General features: G+C 72.9%; 19 protein-coding genes. 11 read left to right on the forward strand and 8 right to left on the reverse strand.

Translation table 11 applies throughout. The features are described from left to right. Positions 1–39: 39 nt before the first annotated feature. Positions 40–1299: an extracellular solute-binding protein gene (locus ACZ7L0_RS00255; protein WP_471240111.1), complete on the reverse strand. Its 1260-nt coding sequence runs from the start codon at positions 1297–1299 to the stop codon at positions 40–42. A gap of 213 nt (positions 1300–1512) precedes the next feature. Here ACZ7L0_RS00255 and ACZ7L0_RS00260 point away from each other — a divergent pair, with 213 nt between their 5' ends. Then, positions 1513–1728: a dodecin gene (locus tag ACZ7L0_RS00260; RefSeq protein ID WP_453414111.1), complete on the forward strand. Its 216-nt coding sequence runs from the start codon at positions 1513–1515 to the stop codon at positions 1726–1728. Here the strand turns inward: ACZ7L0_RS00260 and ACZ7L0_RS00265 are convergent, their stop codons facing one another. Continuing rightward, entirely contained in the window at positions 1729–2220 is a 492-nt protein-coding gene (locus ACZ7L0_RS00265; protein ID WP_471240112.1) for a phosphatase domain-containing protein, read from the reverse strand. It lies immediately after the preceding gene. A 280-nt stretch (positions 2221–2500) separates the two neighbouring features. Between ACZ7L0_RS00265 and ACZ7L0_RS00270 the strand changes: the two genes are divergently transcribed. From ACZ7L0_RS00270 to ACZ7L0_RS00300, 7 genes are all read left to right on the forward strand, one after another. After that, positions 2501–3943 (forward strand): hypothetical protein, encoded by a 1443-nt coding sequence (locus tag ACZ7L0_RS00270; protein WP_471240113.1) that lies wholly within the window; start codon positions 2501–2503, stop codon positions 3941–3943. A gap of 49 nt (positions 3944–3992) precedes the next feature. Continuing rightward, entirely contained in the window at positions 3993–5081 is a 1089-nt protein-coding gene (locus tag ACZ7L0_RS00275; RefSeq protein WP_471240114.1) for an NADH-quinone oxidoreductase subunit B family protein, read from the forward strand. Between the two features lie 64 nt (positions 5082–5145). Further along, positions 5146–6942 (forward strand): nickel-dependent hydrogenase large subunit, encoded by a 1797-nt coding sequence (locus ACZ7L0_RS00280; protein ID WP_471240115.1) that lies wholly within the window; start codon positions 5146–5148, stop codon positions 6940–6942. Further along, entirely contained in the window at positions 6935–7477 is a 543-nt protein-coding gene (locus ACZ7L0_RS00285; RefSeq protein WP_471240116.1) for a NifU family protein, read from the forward strand. The genes ACZ7L0_RS00280 and ACZ7L0_RS00285 overlap by 8 nt, the downstream gene beginning before the upstream one ends. Next, a complete protein-coding gene (locus ACZ7L0_RS00290; protein ID WP_471240117.1) occupies positions 7474–8073 on the forward strand; it encodes a DUF5947 family protein in 600 nt (199 codons plus the stop codon). Before ACZ7L0_RS00285 ends, ACZ7L0_RS00290 begins: the two co-directional genes overlap by 4 nt. Before the next feature lie 10 nt (positions 8074–8083). Then, complete coding sequence (locus ACZ7L0_RS00295; protein WP_471240118.1) at positions 8084–8290, forward strand: hypothetical protein; 207 nt, start codon at positions 8084–8086, stop codon at positions 8288–8290. 18 nt (positions 8291–8308) lie between these two features. Next, on the forward strand, positions 8309–8464 hold the full coding sequence (locus tag ACZ7L0_RS00300; protein WP_471240119.1) for a hypothetical protein: 156 nt from the start codon (positions 8309–8311) through the stop codon (positions 8462–8464). Between the two features lie 9 nt (positions 8465–8473). Here ACZ7L0_RS00300 and ACZ7L0_RS00305 read toward each other — a convergent pair whose 3' ends face one another. Further along, positions 8474–8995 (reverse strand): hydrogenase maturation protease, encoded by a 522-nt coding sequence (locus ACZ7L0_RS00305; RefSeq protein ID WP_471240120.1) that lies wholly within the window; start codon positions 8993–8995, stop codon positions 8474–8476. After that, positions 8992–10707 (reverse strand): hydrogenase maturation protein, encoded by a 1716-nt coding sequence (locus ACZ7L0_RS00310; RefSeq protein WP_471240121.1) that lies wholly within the window; start codon positions 10705–10707, stop codon positions 8992–8994. Before ACZ7L0_RS00310 ends, ACZ7L0_RS00305 begins: the two co-directional genes overlap by 4 nt. 135 nt (positions 10708–10842) lie before the next feature. Between ACZ7L0_RS00310 and ACZ7L0_RS00315 the strand changes: the two genes are divergently transcribed. Then, entirely contained in the window at positions 10843–11841 is a 999-nt protein-coding gene (locus tag ACZ7L0_RS00315) for an LLM class flavin-dependent oxidoreductase (protein WP_471240122.1), read from the forward strand. A 51-nt stretch (positions 11842–11892) separates the two neighbouring features. Then, positions 11893–14235 carry an ATP-binding cassette domain-containing protein gene (locus ACZ7L0_RS00320; RefSeq protein WP_471240123.1) on the forward strand — a complete coding sequence of 781 codons (2343 nt, stop codon included), beginning with the start codon at positions 11893–11895 and terminating at the stop codon, positions 14233–14235. On the opposite strand, the gene ACZ7L0_RS00325 is transcribed toward ACZ7L0_RS00320, so the two are convergent. The 4 genes from ACZ7L0_RS00325 to ACZ7L0_RS00340 form a co-directional block, all read right to left on the reverse strand. After that, positions 14228–14782: a hypothetical protein gene (locus ACZ7L0_RS00325; protein ID WP_471240124.1), complete on the reverse strand. Its 555-nt coding sequence runs from the start codon at positions 14780–14782 to the stop codon at positions 14228–14230. The genes ACZ7L0_RS00320 and ACZ7L0_RS00325 overlap by 8 nt on opposite strands. Before the next feature lie 32 nt (positions 14783–14814). Further along, positions 14815–15372 (reverse strand): hypothetical protein, encoded by a 558-nt coding sequence (locus tag ACZ7L0_RS00330; RefSeq protein WP_471240125.1) that lies wholly within the window; start codon positions 15370–15372, stop codon positions 14815–14817. A 62-nt stretch (positions 15373–15434) separates the two neighbouring features. After that, positions 15435–16232 carry a lysophospholipid acyltransferase family protein gene (locus ACZ7L0_RS00335; protein WP_471240126.1) on the reverse strand — a complete coding sequence of 266 codons (798 nt, stop codon included), beginning with the start codon at positions 16230–16232 and terminating at the stop codon, positions 15435–15437. Next, positions 16232–17002 carry a GNAT family N-acetyltransferase gene (locus ACZ7L0_RS00340; RefSeq protein ID WP_471240127.1) on the reverse strand — a complete coding sequence of 257 codons (771 nt, stop codon included), beginning with the start codon at positions 17000–17002 and terminating at the stop codon, positions 16232–16234. The genes ACZ7L0_RS00335 and ACZ7L0_RS00340 overlap by 1 nt, the downstream gene beginning before the upstream one ends. Positions 17003–17234: 232 nt before the next feature. On the opposite strand from ACZ7L0_RS00340, the gene ACZ7L0_RS00345 reads away from it, so the two are divergent. Further along, complete coding sequence (locus tag ACZ7L0_RS00345; RefSeq protein WP_471240128.1) at positions 17235–18119, forward strand: LysR family transcriptional regulator; 885 nt, start codon at positions 17235–17237, stop codon at positions 18117–18119. Positions 18120–18150: the final 31 nt, after the last annotated feature.

The following is an 18150-nucleotide window of genomic DNA, read 5'->3' on the forward strand; positions in this document are numbered from 1 at the left end:
GGTGAGCCGCCGGCCCGGTGAGCCGCCGGGTCCGGTGCGTCACCCCAGGGTCGGGGCCAACGCCTCGGTGATCCTGCGGGAGGCGCGGCGGGCCTCGGTCGCCGGGTCGGCGCCGCCGAGCACCTTGCTCATGTACCCCTTGACCGGGTTGTCGGCCTCGACGGCGGTCCACTGAGGGGTGCTGGGGGTCGCCCGCCCGTGCGCGGCGCCCGCCGCCATGGCGGCGACCCCCTCCTCGCCCGCGACGGCGCGGGCCAGGGTCGTCTTGTTGGGCACGTAGTTCATGGTGCGGGCCAGATCGGTGTCCCACTTGGTGCCGGTGAGGGCCGCGACGACGGCGACCGCGCGGTCGGGTTCGTCGGTGTTCTGCGGTACGACGAGGTCGGAGCCGCCGGTGAACACGGTGCCGGGCCGGGCGGCGGTCCTGCCGGGCACGGGGAAGTAGCCGAGTTCACCGGCGAGCCCGGGGTTGTGCTGCACGATCGACTGGGCGAGGCCCGGCACGGCCACGATCTGCGCCACCTTGCCGTCCGCGAACACCCCGGCCTGGGGCGGGTGTTCCTCGTCGGAGCCGACGGGGCCCTTGCCGAGCGCCTGGAGCCGCTTGTAGAAGTCCATGCCGCGCAGCGCGGCCGGGGTGTCCAGGGTGCCCTTCCAGCGGTTGTCCGTCTCCTCGGCGAGGTCGCCGCCCTCGTCCCAGATGAAGCCGGAGAGGGTGTACCAGTCCTGTCCGGCCAGGTAGATGCCCTGGTTTCCGTGGGAGTTGAGCTTTTCGGTGTCGGTGAGCCACTCCTCGCGGGTCTTCGGCGGGGTAGTGATGCCGGCCCGCCGGAAGAGGTCCTTGCGGTAGATGACGACACGGTTGGCCGCGTACCAGGGGATGCCGTACTGCCGTGTGCCGTCGTTCCCGGGTTCGGCGAGGCCGGGCAGCCAGTGCTCCTTGCCCCAGTCGCGCATCGACTCCAGGGTGAGGTCGGTGAGGTGGTTGCCCTCCAGGTACTGCGGGACCTGGGTGTTGCCGACCTCGATGACGTCGGGGGCGTGTCCTGCGTCCGCCTCGAGCGCGGTCTGCACCTTGTCGACGATGCCGGTCCATTCCTGGATGCGGATGTCGAGGCGGATGTCGGTGTGGGTGTGCTCGAAGTCCTCGGTGAACCGGCGCAGGAAGTCCTTCGAGGCACTGTCCTTCATCAGCCACACGGTGACGGTGTGCCGCTCGCCGCCACCGCCCGGCAGAACACCGCAGCCGGCGGCGAGGGCGGCGGACACGCAGGCCAGGGCGAGGAGTCGACGTCGCACGAGGGGTCCTGTTCTGTCTGACGGACAGGGAAGGGGGCCCGGCGTGGGGGACGAGCACAGGGGCTCGTACGGGTGCTCCGGATTTTGGTATGGACCAATGCGTCGGTCAAGGCCTACCCGGGGTTACGTCCGGGACGTCTCGCACTCCGCCCCCGTATACGGCACCGTGGAGTGACCCGTGACACACCCGTCACGGTGGAGAGGAGCACTCGCATGTCGAACCACACCTACCGGGTCACCGAGATCGTCGGCACCTCCCCCGAAGGCGTCGACCAGGCCATCCGCAACGGCATCGCCCGCGCCCACCAGACCCTGCGCAACCTGGACTGGTTCGAGGTGACGCAGGTCAGGGGCCAGATCGAGAACGGCGAGATCGGGCACTGGCAGGTCGGCCTGAAGGTGGGCTTCCGCCTCGAGGACGAGGGCTGATCAGGTCCGCCCCTCCCGCTCCTGGGCGTCCGCCAGCGCGGCCGACCGCTCGCCCCAGCGGGCCCGTACGACGGTGAATCCGGCCCGCTCGGCGGCCTCGCACACCAGCTCGTCGTCGTCCACCAGGACCCGGACCTCCCGGTCGCGGGCCAGGCGGCGCAGAATCTCCAGCTTGGTGTGCCGGGCGGGCCTGCGGTCGGCGTCGCGCCGCATGAACACCCTTCCCTCGGGCAGGTCGTGCGCGGCGAGCCAGTCGAGCGTGTCGCGCCGGCAGCGCTCGGGCCGTCCGGTGAGGTAGACGACCTCGCACTCCCCCGCGCTGCCGCGGGCCAGCGCCACGCCCTCGGCGAGCGGCGGGTCCGCGGGCGCGGCGGCGAAGAAGGCGTCCCAGTCGCGCGGCTTGGCCTCCAGGAACCGCTGCCGGTGCGCGGTGTCGGCGAGCGTGTTGTCGAGGTCGAACACGGCCAGCGGGCGCTTGCTGCTGTCTGTCACACACCCACCCTAGACAGCCCGCGACCCGGCAACCTCCCTGCCTCGGGCGGCCACTGCTGTCCGGCGGAAGCCGACGGCTACGTACACAGGCACAGGCAGAGGGAGGCCGTATGCGCAACGCATCGATCTGGACGGCGGCGGTGGAGGCCGCGGGACCTGTCACGCCCGCCAGTTGGAGCGGCGCTCGCCCGAGTGGCTCAACGTACCGCGCCTCGGGAGGCCGTCCGGTGTGAGCGGTGTGACGCTGGTGGAAGGGATGGCCGGCGTGACAGGAGACAGGATGGTGGACACGACCGCTCGGAGCGGATGCGCTGCGCTCGCATCACGTGACGAGGTGCTCCAGCGGCTGCGCACGGTTGCCGACGCCGTGCTCTACGAGGGCTACCTCCTGTATCCCTACCGCCGGTCGTCCCCCAAGAACCGGGTGCGCTGGCAGTTCGGGGTGCTCACCCCGCGCGAGTGGGCCGAAGGGGACGGGCCGGTGCCGCCGGGCGTCTCCGGGTCGGTGGACTCCTGGTACCAGCAGACCGAGTGCCTGCTGCGGGCGTCCGGCGACGCCAGGGTGCGGGTGACGGTGCGTTACCTGCAGCTCCAGCGCAAGCAGGTGGAGGAGTCCACCGGCGACGGCGGGCACCGGCCGGTGGACACGCTGGAGGCCGGTGCGGAGGTCCATCTGACCTTCGACGAGGCGGTGCCGCGCGAGGCGGAGATCGGCCTTCCGCTGGCCCGGCTCGTCGAGGGCGCCCACCGTACGCCGGTGGGGTCGCCCGGTGGCGTCCGGACCGAAGCGCTGGACGGTGGAGCCGGCCGGGTGGTGCGCCGCCGGGACCCGGTCCACGCCGTGACGACGGTCCGGGCCGAACGGCTTCGCGAAGACGGCGACGGCACCGCGCTCTACCGGCTGCGGGTGCGCACCGAGAACACCGGGTCCTCGCCCGGCGCCACGGTGCCGCGCGCCGAAGCCCTGCGGCACGCGCTCATGGCCACCCACACGCTGATCGGCGGCGACGGCGTCCGGTTCGTGTCGCTGATCGACCCGGCCGAGGCGTACGAGCGGTACGCCCGCGACTGCGAGAACCTGCACACGTTCCCCGTCCTGGGGGGCGGCCCGGGCTGCGGCGACGCGGTCCTGTCCTCGCCGATCATCCTGCCGGACCACCCCGAGGTGGCCCCCGAGAGCCCCGGCGACCTGCACGACGCCGCCGAGATCGACGAGATCCTGAGCCTGCGCACGCTGCTGCTCACGGACGAGGAGAAGCGCGAGGCACGCGCCACCGACCGGCGGGCGGCGGAGATCCTCGACCGGGTCGAGACCATGCCGCCGGAGATGTTCGCCCGCCTCCACGGCGCGATCCGCTCCCTGCGCCCGGCCGCGGAGGCCCTCCCCGCCGCCGACCCGCGCGCCTCGGCGCCCTGGTGGCAGGAGGGTGGGGACGAGGGGCTGTCGCCGACGACGGACAGCGTGGTGGTGGACGGCGTGGCCGTGGCGGCCGGCAGTGCCGTGCGGCTGCGGCCGGCCGGGCGGGGGGCCGACGCGCAGGACATGTTCCTGGCCGGCCGCACGGCCCATGTGGCGGCCGTCTTCCACGACGTGGACGGCAGCCTGCACCTGGCCGTCACGCTCGACGACGACCCGGCCGCGGAGCTCAACGCCTGGTACGGCCGCTACCTCTACTTCCGCCCGCACGAACTCCAGCCACTGGCCACCGACGCACGCCCTTGACCGCGGCGTACGACCGACTCGGGGACCGACTGCAGCAAAGGCCCAGGACATGACCACTGAAAGCGGCACCACCCAAGTCAGCCAGGACCCCAGCAGGTCCGAACAGCGAGAGGGCTTCGACGAGATCACCATCCTCTGGATCTCCGAGGGGATGAGCTGCGACGGCGACACCGTCTCACTGACGGCCGCCGACCAGCCCTCCATCGAAGACCTGGTGCTCGGGGTGATCCCCGGCCTGCCGAAGGTGAACCTGGTCAACAAGGTGCTCTCACCGAGCCTGGGCGGCGAGGACTTCCTCGCCCCGTACCGGGCGGCGGTGCGCGGCGAACTGGCCCCGTTCATCCTCGTGATCGAGGGCTCGATCCCCAACCAGAACATCATCAAGGGCGACGGCTACTGGACGTCCTTCGGCAACGACCCGGAGACCGGCGAGCCGCAGACCATCAACTGGTGGATCGACCAACTGGCCCCGAAGGCCTGGGCGGTGGTGGCCGCCGGCACCTGCGCCACCTACGGCGGCATCCACGCGATGGCGGGCAACCCCACCGGCTCCATGGGCCTCGCGGACTACCTCGGCTGGGACTTCAAGTCGCAGGGCGGCCTGCCCATCGTCAACGTGCCCGGCTGCCCCATCCAGCCCGAGAACTTCATGGAGACCCTGATCTGGGTGCTCTACCACGCGGCCGGCTCCGCTCCCCCGCCGCCGCTGGACCACATGCTGCGCCCGCAGTGGCTGTTCGGCAAGACCGTGCACGAGGGCTGCGACCGGGGCTCGTACTACGAGCAGGCCAGCTTCGCGAAGGACTACAACTCGCCCAAGTGCCTGGTGAAGACCGGCTGCTGGGGCCCGGTCGTCAACTGCAACGTACCCAAGCGGGGCTGGATGGCCGGCATCGGCGGCTGCCCCAACGTCGGCGGTGTGTGCATCGGGTGCACGATGCCCGGCTTCCCCGACGCGTTCATGCCGTTCATGGACGAGCCCCCCGGCGGAACACTGTCGTCGCTGGTCATCCAGCCGTACGGGGCCGTCGTGCGCCGGCTGCGCGGCCTGACCAACGACATCGTCAACCACGAACCCAAGTGGCGCCACAACAAGCGCAAGCTGACCAGCGGTTACGACCCGCACTGGCGCCCCTGACGCGGCACCCCGGGGGGACTCCACTCACCGACGGCAACCCGAACAGCAAGGGGCGACAAGCCAGATGACGACAACCGAGTCCCGGTCCACGGGGCGCAAGCCCGCCCAGCTCGTGGACATGTCCTGGGATCCGATCACCCGGATCATCGGCAACCTGGGCATCTACACGAAGATCGACTTCGCCAACCGGGAAGTCGTCGAATGCCACAGCACCTCGTCGCTGTTCCGCGGCTATTCGGTGTTCATGAAGGGCAAGGACCCGCGCGACGCCGGTTTCATCACCTCGCGCATCTGCGGGATCTGCGGCGACAACCACACCACCTGCTCGAACTACGCGCAGCAGATGGCCTACGGCGTCAAACCGCCGCCGCTGGCCGAGCACATCACCAACCTCGGCGAAGCGGCCGAGTACATGTTCGACCACACGATCTTCCAGGACAACCTGGTGTTCGTGGACTTCTGCGAGGCCATGGTCAAGGCCACCAACCCCGGTCTGCTGGCCCGCGCCGAGCGCACCGACGCGCCCCGCGGCGAGATCCACGGCTACCGCACCATCGCCGACATCATGAAGGCCTTCAACCCCTTCGAGGGCGAGGTCTACAAGGAGGCCCTGAAGGTCAGCCGGGTCACCCGCGAGATGTTCTGCCTGATGGAGGGGCGGCACGTCCACCCGTCGACGCTGTACCCCGGTGGCGTGGGCACGATGCCGCAGCCGAACACCTTCACCGACTACCTCAGCCGGCTGATGCACGTCATCGACTTCATCAAGAAGGCCGTCGCCATGAACGACGACGTCTTCGACTTCTTCTACGAGGCGCTGCCCGGCTACGAGGAGGTCGGCAAGCGCCGTATCCTGCTGGGCTGCTGGGGCGCCTGGCAGGACCCGAGCGTCGTCGACTACCGCTACGAGACGATGAACCAGTGGGGCAAGGCGATGTACGTCACCCCGGGCGTGATCGTCGACGGCGAACTGGTCACCAACAACCTGATCGACATCAACCTCGGCCTGCGGATCATGCTGGGCAGCTCCTACTACGAGGACTGGGTCAACGAGCAGCCGTTCGTCACCCACGACCCGCTCGGCAACCCCGTCGACATGCGCCACCCGTGGAACCAGACCACCGTCCCGGTGCCGCAGAAGCGCGACTTCAACGACAAGTACAGCTGGGTGATGAGCCCGCGCTGGTACGACAAGCGCAGCGGCGACCACCTCGCCCTCGACACGGGCGGCGGTCCGCTCGCCCGGCTGTGGTCGACCGCGCTGAGCGGCCTGGTGGACACCCCGTACGTCAAGGCCACCGGCCACAGCGTGCGGATCTCGCTGCCCAAGGGCGAGAGCCTGCCGGAGACGACGCTGGAGTGGCACATCCCGAAGTGGAGCAACACCATCGAACGGGACCGGGCCCGGCCGTACTTCGTCGCCTACGCCGCAGCCATGGCCCTGCAGTTCGTGGAGGAGGCGATGGGGATGATCCGGGCGGGCGACACCAAGGTGTTCGAGAACTTCGAGGTGCCGGACGAGGCGATCGGCTGCGGGTTCCACGAGGCGGTGCGCGGTGTCCTCTCCCACCATCTGGTGATCAAGGACAAGAAGATCGCCAACTACCACCCGTACCCGCCCACCCCGTGGAACGCCAGCCCCCGGGACATCTACGGCACCCCCGGCCCGTACGAGGACGCCGTCCAGGGCCAGCCGATCTTCGAGGAGAACGGCCCCGACGACTTCAAGGGCGTCGACATCATGCGCACCGTGCGCAGCTTCGACCCCTGTCTGCCGTGCGGTGTGCACATGTACGTGGGCAAGGGCAAGACGCTGACCACCCTGCACTCGCCGACGTACGGAGCCGGCGGCCATGGCTGACGGCGTCCGGCTCGACGAGGCGTCCCTCACCGCGCGGCTGGCCCACCTCGACGACCTGCTGGAACGCATGGAGAACGCGCCGGGCCCGGCCGCTCGGGAGGCGGTCGAGGCGGTACGGGCGCTGACCGAGGTCTACGGCGAGGCGCTGGCCCGGATCCTGGACCGCGCGGACGCCGGGCTGGCCGGGGCGCTGGCCGAGGACGAGCTCCTCGGCCATCTGATGGTCCTGCACGGGATCCATCCCGAGCCGGTGCGCGACCGGGTGGCCCGTGCGGTGGAGCGGCTGCGCGGGGAGCTGCGCGAGCGGGGCGGTGACCTGGAACTGGCGGGCGTCGAGGGGACGGTGGCGCGGGTGCGCCTGACGGTCAAGGGCTGCGGCTCGTCGGCCGCCGGGATCCTGGAGGCGGTACGGGAGGCGGTGCTCGGGGTGGCGCCCGAGCTGGAGGCGGTGGAACAGGTGTCGGACACCGCCCCCGCCTTCGTACCGCTGGACTCGCTCACGCACCGCGTCCGGCAGCCGCAGGGGACGCCGTGACCGGCGGCGCGCTGGCCCGGGTCATCCGCTCCGCCGCCGCCCGGCAGACCGCCGTCGAGGAGCTGTGCGACCTGTGCGCCGCACCGGTGCCGGACGACCACCGCCACCTCCTCGACGGCGTGCGGGAGGAGGTGCTGTGCGCCTGCCGGCCGTGCGCGCTGCTGTTCACCGAGGGCGGCGAGGGCGGCGAAGGCGAGGGGAAGTACCGGCTGATCCCGCAGCGCCGGGTCCGGCTGCCGCCGGTGGACACCGGGCCGCTGGGCGTACCCGTGGGCCTGGCCTTCTTCGTCCCCCGTAAGGACGGCACGGTCGTCGCCCACTACCCGAGCCCGGCGGGCGCCACCCGGTGGGAGGTGGACGCGGACGACTGGCGGAAGGTCGTGGCCGGGTGTCCGCCGCTGGCCACCGTCGCACCCGAGGTGGAGGCGCTGCTGGTGAACACCGCCCGGGGCCTCGACCACCACTGGATCGTGCCGGTCGACGACTGCTTCCGGATCGTCGGGGTGGTACGCCAGGAGTGGCAGGGAATGTCCGGTGGAGAGACGATTTGGCCGGCACTGGAACGGTTCTTCACCGAGCTGGCCGCACAACCCTAAGGAGCACGCCATGGGCAGCATCAGGGTCGGAAGACCGCAGGCGAAGCCCGACACACCCACCCACGTCACCGGCCTGCACCAGGGCAACAGGGGGCCCTACGGGCACCAGACCGGGCACCACGAGGACGGCACCTCCGACGCGCGCCGGTCGACGGGCATCCACTGGAAGAAGCACGAAGCGATCATGAAGATCATGCCGAACATTTCGCCGGGCTGACCGGCTTAGGGAGCAGAGATGGCAACGATGACGGCCAAACGCGTACTGACGGCGGAGGCGGTGCTCCTCGGAGGCGCCGTGGTGGGCCTGCTGGTCTGGGAGCTGCCGGGGCTGATGCGCGAGATCAAGATCTGGCGCATGGCGGGTTCCTCGTCGGGTGCGCGGCGCCCCTGAGCCCCCCGGTCACCCGGCCGCGAGCGCGGCGCCGGCGTCGGCCAGCAGCTGCCCCACCACCGTGTGGAGCAGCGGCACGGCCCGCTCGACGGCGTCGCGCACCGGTGCGCTCAGGCCGACGGTGACGTCCGCGTCCGCGCTCGGCACCGTCCGGGGCTCACAGGCGAGGACGACGATGCGGGGCAGTGGGCCCTCGCCGAGGTGCGCGGCAAGCGCCAGCACCTTCACGGGGTCCATGCCGTGCGCCTCGGGGACCTGCCGGGCGGGGTCGGCGGGGTCCGGGAGCTCGGGCTCGATCAGCGACAGCGTGCCCGGTGTGAGGCCGCGCGGGGCCGCGTCGACGAACACGGCCGCGTCGTAGCCGTCCAGGAGCTGGTAGGCGAGGTCCATTCCGCGGATGCCGAAGTCCCGGACGTGGACCCCGGCGGGCAGGGGCCGCCCGCCCAATGCCTTGATCACCTCCGGTCCGAAGGCGTCGTCGGCGAGGAACATGTTGCCGATGCCCGCCACCAGCAGGCGCGGCGGCGTCACCGTGCCGCCCCGGGCAGGAGGGCCCCGGCGGGCGCGAGCGGCCGGGGCGAACCGCTCGGCATCTTCCGCACGAACGCCGAGCGCAGGGCGTGGTACGGCGCCCCGGGGTCGAAGAAGACGCGGCGCATCCGGGCGAGTTCCTCCTCCCGGTGGGCGGCGAGCGGCCGCCGTTCCTCGTCCCGGGCCCGTGCCGCCGCCTTGGCCGCGATCCGCTCCCGCACTCCGGGCGATCCGGCGAGAGCGGCCGCGAGCCGGTCCGCCTCCCCGGGGAAGGCGCCCGGCGAGGCGGGGACCAGCCGGTCGGCCAGGCCCAGCCGGACGGCCGTGGCGGCGCTCACCGGCAGCGCCTCGCGGGTCAGCCGCTCGGCGGCGGTGTCGCCGACGCGCCTGGGCAGGCTGTACGTCCAGTACTCGGACCCGTACAGGCCCATCCGCCGGTAGTGCGGGTTGAGGACCACGCCGGAGCGGCACCAGACCTCGTCCGCCGCCAGCGCCAGCATGACCCCGCCCGCCGCCGCGTTGCCGCCGAGCGCGGCGACCACCAGCCGGTCCGTGGTCCGCAGCACCGCCTCGACCAGGTCGTTCATGGCGATGAGGTTGTCCCAGGACTCCGCGGCCGGGTCTTCGGCGGCCTCGATGACGCCCAGGTGGATGCCGTTGGAGAAGAAGTCCCGGACGCCGCCGAGGACGAGGACGGGGGTGGGCCGGGTGAGGGCGTGCCGGTAGGCGGCGAGCAGGCGGCGGCACTGGGAGGTGCTCATCGCGCCGCCCGGGAAGGTGAAGGACAGGAAGCCCACGTCGCCGTGTCTGCGGTAGCGGATGTCGCTCCAGGTACGGCGGCCCGGGGGCGGCTCCAGGGGCGCGGGCACCTCAGGTACGGCGCGCAGCCGGCCGCCGAGGACGTCGGCCGCCGGGCGCCGGAAGGGCGCGGGGTCGCCGGAGGCGCGGCGCGGCCGGAGTTCCGGGATCCACACCGCGCCGTCCCGGGTGGCCCGGCACACCGCGCCGTCCCGGGTGGCCAGCAGGTCGCCGGGGCTGCCCCGCAGCTCGTCCTCGGGGTGGCCGCCGTGCAGGAAGAGCTCCTGTCCGAGGAGTTCGTCGAGGACGCCGGGCTGGGAGTCGGCGCCGCGCAGCTTGCGCAGCACGGTGGCGGTGTCGTCGTACCGCCAGTCGATGCGCCGCCGGTCCTGCCGGAAGAAGTCGCGCCGGACGACGGAAATGGCGGGGTCGCTCTGGGGCCGCGGTTTGCAGGAGCCGTCGGCGTAGCGTTCCACCGCCAGCAGGACGGCGGTCAGCGCGGCGTCGGAGACCTCGCCCCGGTAGAGGTCGCTCTTGCCGACGGGCGGCACCGCGCACGGCACCGAGGCCCAGATGTCACCGGCGTCCATGCCCGCCTCGGCCTGGAGCACGGTCACCGCCCAGCGCTCCGCCCCCTCCGCGATGGCCCAGTCCAGGGACGACGGGCCCCGGTCGCCGGGCGGGCCGGGATGCACGATCAGGCAGGTGTGCTCCCGCCACACGTCCTCCGGCAGGGCCGTCCTCAGCATCGGCGCGACGATCAGCTCCGGGGCGGTGTCCCGGACGGCCTCGCGGACCGCGTCGTCCCCGTGCGAGGCGAGCACCACCTCCACCCGGTGACCGCGGTCGGTGAGTTCGGCGTGGACGCGCTGGCACAGGCTGTTGAACGCGCTGGCGACGAGGAGGATGTCCATACGGCCTCAGCATCGTCCTCGGGCCGTGGCCCGGGAAGGACCGCGACGGCACTGCGGGACAAGTTCCTCCGGACGGATGCGGGGCCGGGGGTTCGCCGTACGGAATAACGCCCCCTCGCCGGGCGTCAGCATGTCGTGTCCCTTCCGCAGAACGTGCGCTTCTCCGTCCTCGACCGCTCCCGCACCCGCGAGGGGCGTCCGCCCGCCGAGGCGCTGCGTGACACCGTCGCGCTGGCGAGGGAGCTGGAGGCGCTCGGCTACCACCGCTTCTGGGTCTCCGAGCACCACGGGGTGCCCGGCGTCGCCGGGTCGGCGCCGACGGTGCTGGCCGCCGCCGTGGCCGCCGCGACCCGCACCATCCGGGTCGGCACCGGCGGGGTGATGCTGCCCAACCACCAGCCCCTCGTCGTCGCCGAGCAGTTCGGGGTGCTGGAGTCGCTGTTCCCGGGGCGGATCGACATGGGTTTGGGCCGCTCGGTGGGCTTCACGGACGGGGTGCGGCGGGCGCTGGGCCGGGACAAGGGCGACGCCGAGGACTTCGCCGCCCAGCTGGCGGAGCTGCTCGGCTGGTTCGCGGGCATCTCGCCGACCGGAGTGCGGGCCCGCCCGGCGGAGGGGCTGCGTGTGCCGCCCTTCGTGCTCGCCATGGGCGAAGGCGCCCGGATCGCTGCGCGCGCCGGGCTGCCCATGGTGATCGGCGATCTCAGGAACCGCGAGAAGATGCTGCGCGGCATCGACCACTACCGCGCCCGCTTCCGTCCCTCCCCCTGGGCGCCGGAGCCGTACGTCGTCGTCTCCGGCACGGTCGCGGTGGCCGCCACGCCCGAGGAGGCCCGGCGGCTGCTCGTCCCGGAGGCCTGGTCGATGGCGTACTCCCGCACCCACGGCACCTTCCCTCCCCTGCCTCCGGCCGAGGACGCCGAGGCCCGTCCGACCACCGCGAGGGAACGGGACCTCTACGAGGCCGGGCTCACCGGGCACATCGCCGGCACCGGGGAGCAGGTCGCCCAGGAGCTGGAGACGGTGCTGAAGGAGACGGGCGCGCAGGAGGTCCTGGTCACCACCAGCACGTACGACCGTGCGGCCCTGCTGGACTCCTACCGCCGGCTCGCCCGGATCGTGGCCGAGACATAGGATCGCGGGGTTTGTCCACCGCAGCCGAAGGCCCGTACGGAGTACCCCCGCATGCCCAGCCCCCACGACGCCTACGTCCGCGTCCGCGGTGCCCGTGAGCACAATCTGAAGGGCGTGGACCTCGACATCCCCCGGGACGTGCTGGCGGTGTTCACCGGTGTGTCGGGCTCGGGGAAGTCGTCGCTGGCGTTCGGCACGGTCTACGCGGAGGCCCAGCGGCGCTACTTCGAGTCGGTGGCGCCGTACGCCCGCCGGCTGATCCACCAGGTGGGGGCGCCGAAGGTCGGGGAGATCACCGGGCTGCCGCCCGCGGTCTCGCTCCAGCAGCGCCGCTCGACGCCCACCTCGCGCTCCTTCGTCGGCACGGTCACGAACCTCTCCAACTCCCTGCGCATGCTGTTCTCCCGGGCCGGCGCCTATCCGCCGGGCGCCGAGCGGCTCGACTCCGACGCCTTCTCCCCCAACACGGCGGCCGGGGCCTGCCCGGAGTGCCACGGGCTGGGGCAGGTGCACCGCACGACCGAGGAACTGCTGGTCCCCGACCCCTCCCTGTCGATCCGGGAGGGCACGATCGCCGCCTGGCCGGGCGCCTGGCAGGGCAAGAACCTGCGGGACATCCTCGACGCGCTCGGCCACGACGTGGACCGGCCGTGGCGCGAACTGCCCGCCGGGCAGCGGGAGTGGATCCTGTTCACCGACGAGCAGCCGGTGGTGACCGTGCATCCGGTGCGGGACGCCGACCGCATCCAACGCCCGTACCAGGGAACGTACATGAGCGCCCGCCGGTACGTGATGAAGACCTTCTCCGACTCCAAGAGCCCCACCCTGCGCGCGAAGGCGGAGCGGTTCCTCACCAGCGCGCCCTGCCCGGTGTGCGGCGGCGGCAGGCTGCGGCCCGAGGCGCTGGCGGTGACCTTCGCGGGCCGCACGATCGCGGAGCTGGCCGCGCTGCCGCTGACGGAGCTGGCCGGCCTGCTCGTGGGCACCTCGGAGACCGCGCGTGTCCTCACCGAGGACCTGAAGTCCCGGATCGCGCCGGTGGTCGAGCTCGGCCTCGGCTACCTGAGCCTCGACCGGCCGGCCCCCTCCCTGTCGGCGGGCGAGCTGCAGCGGCTGCGGCTCGCCACCCAGCTGCGCTCCGGGCTGTTCGGGGTGGTGTACGTCCTGGACGAGCCGTCCGCCGGACTGCACCCGGCGGACACCGAGGCCCTGCTGACGGTGCTGGCGCGGCTGAAGGCGGCGGGCAACTCGGTGTTCGTGGTGGAGCACCACCTCGACGTGGTGCGCGGCGCCGACTGGCTGGTGGACGTGGGCCCGGGCGCGGGCGAGCACGGCGGGCGGGTGCTGCACAGCGGGCCGGTGGCGGACCTGGCGGCGGTCGCGCAGTCGGCGACGGCCCGGTTCCTGTTCGGCCGCTCGCCCGCGCCCGCGCGTCCGGCCCGCACCCCGCGCGGGCAGCTGAAGGTGGGGCCGGTGACCCGGCACAACCTGCGCGCGGTGAGCGCCGAGTTCCCGCTCGGCGCGTTCACCGCCGTCACCGGTGTGTCCGGCTCCGGGAAGTCCACCCTGATCGGCGCGATCACGGAGGAACTGCCCGGCGTCGGACGGCTCGTCCGCGTCGACCAGCGGCCGATCGGCCGCACCCCGCGCTCCAACCTGGCGACCTACACCGGCCTGTTCGACGTCGTACGGAAGGTGTTCGCGGCCACCGACGAGGCCCGGGAGCGCGGTCACGGCGTCGGCCGGTTCTCCTTCAACGTGCCGGGAGGGCGCTGCGAGACCTGTCAGGGCGAGGGGTTCGTGAGCGTCGAACTCCTCTTCCTGCCGAGCACGTACGCGCCGTGCCCGGACTGCGGCGGGGCGCGCTACAACCCCGAGACGCTGCAAGTGACCTACCGGGGGCACAACATCGCGGAGGTGCTCGACCTGACGGTGGAGGGCGCGGCCGGATTCTTCGCGGACATCCCGGCGGCGGCCCGCAGCCTCGGCACGCTGCTCGACGTGGGGCTCGGCTATCTGCGCCTCGGGCAGCCCGCGACGGAGCTGTCCGGCGGCGAGGCGCAGCGCATCAAGCTCGCCGGGGAACTGCAGCGCGGCCGTCGCGGCCGCACGCTCTACCTGCTGGACGAGCCCACCACCGGTCTGCACCCGGCGGACGTCGAGGTGCTGATGCGCCAGTTGCACGGCCTCGTGGACGCCGGGCACACCGTGGTGGTGGTCGAGCACGACATGAGCGTGGTAGCGGGCGCGGACTGGGTGATCGACCTGGGGCCGGGCGGCGGTGACGCGGGCGGGCGGATCGTGGCGGCCGGGCCGCCGGCGGAGGTGGCCCGGGCCGCGGGGAGCGCGACGGCTCCCTACCTGGCCCGGGCCCTGGGAGGGGAACTCACGTGATGAGCAGCCGGTTGAAGAACGACCGGTAGCGGCGCAGCGCCCCGCGCAGTTGCTCGGTGTCCACCTTCTCGCCCTGGCTCCACTGGCCCTCCAGGTCCTTCTTGTGCTCGGCGAAGGTGGTGGCCAGGGTCTGCATGACGTCCGCGACCAGGGCGTCGGCGGCGTGCACGGCCTCGCGGGGGTCGTCCACGAACTTGCTCTGGATCTCCTGCCAGCGGTCGCGGAAGGCCCGCTCGTCGTCCTCCGTCAGCAGCGGCGGGACCTCGTCCTCCGCAGTGTCCGAGGCGCCCTGGGCCGCGGCCCCGGTGCCGGACTCACCGGCGGCCGGCTCATCCGCGGCGGACTCACCGGTGGCGGATTCGTCGGTGGCGGATTCGTCGGCGGGGCTCCGCGTCCCCGTCGTCGGGGTGCTCTCGCCCGGGTAGACCGGGGCCCGTGACGCTTCCTCCGTTTCCCCCGGTGACCCCTGGGCGGCGCCGGACGGCTGGGCGAGGTCCTCGGTGGACAGGCCGCCGGTCGTGCGGTCCGTTTCCTCGTTGCTGTGCATGGCGTTCCTCCATGCCGGGTCGGGGTCGGCGTTCAGGACCGGGCGGGCTGGGCCCGGCCGCCGTCGGAGAGCAACTCGTCGAACAGGGCGCGGTAGTGCACCATGGCACCCCGCAGCTGCTCGGTCGTCGCCTGGCTGCGGGTGGTGAGCGTCTCCACCTCGTGCGCGGCACGGTAGTGCTCCAGCGTGCGGCCGTGTTCCACCGAGAGGTCGCGCATCTGCTGCTCGAACCCCTCGGTCGGGTACCCGCGCTCGTGCATCAGGGAGGTCACCAGCCGGTCCGCGTCGTGCACGGCGTCCTCCGGCCGGTCCACGAACTCCTGCTGGACGCCGCTCCACTCCCGCGCGTAGCGGTCCCGCGAGACGGGGGGCAGCGGTTTGATCTCCAGCTCGTCGTGCCGCTTTTCGCGGGCCCTGAGCTCACGCTCGCCGGCGAGCCGGCTGTCGGCGCCCTCGACCGTGCGTTCGTACTCCGGGCCGAAGCGCTCGCGGAGGTGACGGCGTCGCCTCATCTGTGAGACCGCCACCGCGGCCAGGACGACCACCACCGCGATCGGGATGATGATCGCCAGAAGCGTTCCCGTGGACATGGGGCGCACGCTCCTTCGGGAGTAGTGATGTGCACCCTAACTTGTTCCCATTTAGCCGGTTTTTACCCTTTTGACTGGTGGTCGAGTGCGGCCCCGCCGGGTTCGGCGGCCCGGGCGAGCGCACGCCGGTCCGGATGGCCGTCCGCCGGTAGCAGCGGACGCACTTCCACCTCGGCCACCAGACCGCGGGCCGACGCCACCCGCCACAGCGAGGCGAGGAGGGTGTCCGCGCCGACGAACGCGGCGGCCGTGCCCGCCCTTCCCCCCGCGCTCCGGTAGCTCAGACGCACCGGCTGGACGGGGACGCGGGCGTCGAGCGCGGCCTGGAAGACGGCCCGCCGGAAGTGTCCCTGGGCGCGTCCGCACCAGGTGCTGCCCTCCGGGAAGGCCGCGACGGCGGTGCCGGCGCGCAGGGCCGCGGCGATCCGCGCGACCGTCTCCGGAAGGGCGCGCAGCCGGTCCCGCTCGATGAACAGCACCCCGCCCAGCGCGGCCAGCCGGCCCGCCACGGGCCACCGCCGTATCTCGTCCTTGGCGAGCATGCGGGCCGGCCGCACCGCCGCGAGCAGCGGGATGTCCAGCCAGGAGATGTGGTTGGCGACCAGCAGGACGCCGCCGTCCGGCGGGGCGGCCCCGGTGACCCGGATCCGGACGCCCGCCGCCCGCACCAGGGCCCGGCACCACCGCCTGACCCAGTCGGCGGGGATCCGGCCGCCGAGCGGAGACAGCGCGACCCCGGCGAGCAGGAGCACCGCGACCGCGGCGAGCCGCAGCACGGCCCGCGGGGCGAGGGCGCGGGATCCGGTGGGCTCCACGCACCCCTGCGGGGTACAGGGCGCGGTGGGCAGCCAGACGCTCATCAGGCCGGTACGAGGGAGAGGAAGTGCCGCAGGTAACGCGGGTTGACCCGGCGCATCGACAGCAGCACGTACAGGTCGGCGACCCCGAAGTCCGGGTCGTGGGCGGGCTCGGCGCACACCCAGGCGCCGAGGCGGAGGTAGCCGCGCAGCAGGGCGGGAAGCTCGTGCCGGCCCCGCTCGCCCGCCTGGGGCGCGGTCCACGGCAGCAGCGGCCGTACCCGGTACTCCGGCGGAGCCAGGTGCCGCTCGCGCACCCGGTCCCAGGTGGCGGCGGCGAGGGTGCCGCCGTCGGCCAGCGGGATCGAGCAGCAGCCCGCCAGCCACTCGTGGCCCCGGTCGACCATGTAGCGGGCGATCCCGGCCCAGATCAGCCCGATGACGGCGCCGTCGCGGTGGTCGGGGTGCACACAGGACCGGCCGACCTCGACCAGGCCCGGCCGGATCGCGTCCAGCGGGGCGAGGTCGAACTCGCCCTCGGAGTACAGCCGTCCGGCGACGGCGGCCCGCTCCGGCGGCAGCAGCCGGTAGGTGCCGACCACCTGCCCCGCGACGGTGTCGTGGACGAGCAGGTGGTCGCAGTACGCGTCGAAGGCGTCGACGTCGTACCCCGGCTGCGGACTGGGCAGCAGGGCGCCCATCTCCCCGGCGAAGACCTCGTGCCGCAGCCGCTGCGCGGCACGTACGTCGGCCTCGTCGCGGGCGAGGGTCACGGTGTAGCGGGCGGGTGCGGCGGGCTGCGGAGCGCGGTCGAGCGTGATGACGCCGGTCATGGCTCTCTCCTGGTCACGGGCCGGGTCGGCGAGGACGGCGAGCGGACCGCTGAGCCGCGGCCCGCATCTCAAGTTCTTCCGACACCGGTTGGCGCCCGCGTGACCGAGGCCAGGAGAGTGGATGTGAGGCTGTTGAACGGCACACATCCCGCGGCGGCCGTGCCACTGGCGTTCACCATCGGCCCGGGACATGGTCGGGCTCGTTTTCATAGGGGATGGCTATGCTGGGCGGGTGCAGTTCCAGCAGCTCCAGTACTTCGTCGCGGTCGCCGAGACCCGGCACTTCACCCGCGCCGCCGACCTGGTGCACGTGGCCCAGCCGTCGCTGTCGCAGCAGATCAAGGCGCTGGAGCGGGAGCTGGGGGCGGATCTGTTCCTGCGGGCCCGGGGCAACATCACGCTCACCGACGCCGGCCAGGCGCTGCTGCCGCTGGCCCGGCGGATCCTGGCCGACGCGGACACCGCCCGGCACGAGGTGCAGGAACTGGTGCAGCTGCGCGGGGGCCGGGTCCGGCTGGGTGCCACACCGAGCCTGTGCACGGGTCTGGTCCCGGACGTGCTGCGCGCCTTCCACGACCGGTATCCCGGTGTCCGGCTGCTGGTCGAGGAGGGCGGCTCCCACGACCTGGTACGGGAACTCGCGCGCGGCGCCCTCGACCTCGCCCTGGTCGTCCTGCCGCTGCCGACGCCGTCGCCCGCGCTGACGACGGTGGAGCTGCTGCGCGAGGACCTGGTGGTCGTGTCCTCGCCGGAGGCGCCGGCGCCGGGCCGGGGCGGCCGGCACGTCCGCATCGCCGACCTGGAGGGCGAGCGGCTGGTGATGTTCCGGCACGGCTACGACCTGCGGGAGCTGACCGTGGCCGCCTGCCGGGCCGAGGGCTTCGAGCCGGACTTCGCGGTCGAGGGCGGCGAGATGGACGCGGTGCTGGGGTTCGTGCGGGCGGGGCTCGGGGTGGCCGTCGTACCGCGCATGGTCGCGACGAGGTCCGGCCACGGGTTGCGGGTCACTCCGCTGGCCCGGCCGGGGCTGCACCGGACGATCGCGCTGGCGCACCGCAGTGATGTGGCTCCGCCCCGGGCGGCGCGGGAACTGCAGCGGATGCTGCTGGAGCGCTGACCCGCCCCGGCCGGGAGCGCCCGGTGAGCTC

Source organism: Streptomyces sp. NPDC039424 (assembly GCF_055639495.1).

Coding starts and splice junctions, on each gene's coding strand:
- ACZ7L0_RS00320 (WP_471240123.1), top strand. CDS start 11,893: ATGCCCAGCCCCCACGACGCCTACGTCCGCGTCCGCGGTGCCCGTGAG.
- ACZ7L0_RS00285 (WP_471240116.1), top strand. CDS start 6,935: ATGGCTGACGGCGTCCGGCTCGACGAGGCGTCCCTCACCGCGCGGCTG.
- ACZ7L0_RS00275 (WP_471240114.1), top strand. CDS start 3,993: ATGACCACTGAAAGCGGCACCACCCAAGTCAGCCAGGACCCCAGCAGG.
- ACZ7L0_RS00335 (WP_471240126.1), bottom strand. CDS start 16,232: ATGAGCGTCTGGCTGCCCACCGCGCCCTGTACCCCGCAGGGGTGCGTG.
- ACZ7L0_RS00295 (WP_471240118.1), top strand. CDS start 8,084: ATGGGCAGCATCAGGGTCGGAAGACCGCAGGCGAAGCCCGACACACCC.
- ACZ7L0_RS00300 (WP_471240119.1), top strand. CDS start 8,309: ATGGCAACGATGACGGCCAAACGCGTACTGACGGCGGAGGCGGTGCTC.
- ACZ7L0_RS00280 (WP_471240115.1), top strand. CDS start 5,146: ATGACGACAACCGAGTCCCGGTCCACGGGGCGCAAGCCCGCCCAGCTC.
- ACZ7L0_RS00310 (WP_471240121.1), bottom strand. CDS start 10,707: ATGGACATCCTCCTCGTCGCCAGCGCGTTCAACAGCCTGTGCCAGCGC.
- ACZ7L0_RS00260 (WP_453414111.1), top strand. CDS start 1,513: ATGTCGAACCACACCTACCGGGTCACCGAGATCGTCGGCACCTCCCCC.
- ACZ7L0_RS00270 (WP_471240113.1), top strand. CDS start 2,501: ATGGTGGACACGACCGCTCGGAGCGGATGCGCTGCGCTCGCATCACGT.
- ACZ7L0_RS00330 (WP_471240125.1), bottom strand. CDS start 15,372: ATGTCCACGGGAACGCTTCTGGCGATCATCATCCCGATCGCGGTGGTG.
- ACZ7L0_RS00325 (WP_471240124.1), bottom strand. CDS start 14,782: ATGCACAGCAACGAGGAAACGGACCGCACGACCGGCGGCCTGTCCACC.
- ACZ7L0_RS00340 (WP_471240127.1), bottom strand. CDS start 17,002: ATGACCGGCGTCATCACGCTCGACCGCGCTCCGCAGCCCGCCGCACCC.